The sequence below is a fragment of the Streptomyces mayonensis genome (assembly GCF_018982965.1).
Classification (GTDB): Bacteria; Actinomycetota; Actinomycetes; order Streptomycetales; family Streptomycetaceae; genus Streptomyces; species Streptomyces mayonensis.
In genome coordinates, this window is sequence record NZ_JACBYP010000259.1 from 1 (window position 1) to 1,611 (window position 1,611).

At 74.7% G+C, this 1,611-nt stretch carries 1 protein-coding gene; it reads right to left on the reverse strand.

Features of this window, described 5'->3' with window-relative positions:
* A partial coding sequence (locus HZS56_RS37730) for a condensation domain-containing protein (RefSeq protein WP_253915553.1) occupies window positions 1–1,611 on the reverse strand: 1,611 nt, incomplete at both ends.

Consider the following 1,611-nt stretch of genomic DNA (forward strand, 5'->3'; position numbering starts at 1 on the left):
CGAACCACAACCGACGCTGCGCGTACGACAACGGCAACCGCTCCGGCCGCTCCCCCGCCACCACCGACGGACGCACCCCGGCACCCGCCGTCTTGTCCAGCCGGGCGGCCAGTCCGGCCACGGTCGGCGACTCGAAGAGGTCGCGGACGAGCAGTTCGACGCCGAGGACGGCGCGGATGCGGCTGACCAGGCGCACGGCCTGGAGGGAGTGGCCGCCGAGGGCGAAGAAGTCGTCGTCCGCGCTCACCTCCGGCACGCCGAGCACCTGTGCGAAGACGGTGCGGAGCAGCTCCTCGCGCAGTCCCGTCCCGCTTCCGCGCGGGACCGGGGCGCCGGACGGCCGCGGGTCCGGCAACAGGGCCGCCGCGTCGTCGGCCGGCACGACGTGTACGCGGCCCTCGTCGTCCCAGCGGGCCTGTGCGCCGGTGGGTCGCATGACGGACTCCTCCTCGGTGAACGGGCAGGCGACCGTGGAGTCCGCGGACGCGTCGCAGGTGGTGTAGAGCAGTCCGGTGACGCCGGGCGGGACCGGCATGAGGTGGTCGTCGAGGACGAAGACGCGGACGTCCGGGCCGGCGATCGCCGGCTGCCGGCGGGACCACTCCCCCACCAGCCGGCGCCGCTCGGCGCCGTCGAGCACGTCGACGGTGTGCACGGGGCGTCCCGGAGCGTCGGCCACGGCGTCCAGGACGCGCAGCAGCCGGGCGGTCAGGGTCTCGGCGGTGGCGTGGTCGAAGAGGTCGGCGGCGTAGACGAGTTCGCCCGCCATGCCGGTGGGGCGGCCCTCGGCGTCGAAGCTCTCGGCGATCTGCAGGTCGAGGTCGAACTTGGCGTCGCGGACCGCGTGGGGCAGCACCGCCACGTCCACTCCGTCCAGTTCCGGCGCGAGGAGGGGGGTGGACTGCACTTCGAGGACGGTCTGGAAGAAGGGGTGGCGGCCCATGGACCTGGGCGGTGCCAGCTCCTCCACCAGCCGCTCGAACGGGACCTCCTGCCGGTGCAGGGCACTGAGCGTGTCCCGGCGGACGCGGGCGAGCACGTCGGTGAAGGCGGGGTCGCCGGACAGGTCGGTGCGCAGCACGAGGGTGTTGACGAAGCACCCGACCAGGTCCTCCAGCGACTCGTCGGTACGGCCCGCGACCGGGCCGCCCAGCGGGATGTCCTCCCCCGCGCCCAGCCGCGAGAACAGCACGGCCACCGCCGCCTGCCACACCATGAACATCGTCACGCCCTCCGACCGCGCCAACCCGGCCAGTCGCGCGTGCAGTCCGGCCGGGACACGCACGGGAACGGCCGCGCCCCGGTGCGTCTTGGCGGACGGTCGCGGCCGGTCGGCGGGGAGGGACAGCTCCGCGGGTGCGCCTTCGAGTGCGGTGCGCCAGTGCGCGACCTGCTCCGCCAGCACGCTCCCGGGGTCGGCCGCGTCGCCGAGCAGCTCGCGCTGCCACAGGGTGTAGTCGGCGTACTGCACGGGCAGCGGCGCGAACCGGGGCGTGCTCCCGGCCCGACGCGCGCCGTAGGCGGCGGACAGGTCCCGCCACAGGGGTGCCAGGGACCAGCCGTCACCGGCGATGTGGTGCACGACGAGGACGAGGACGGAACTCTCCTCGT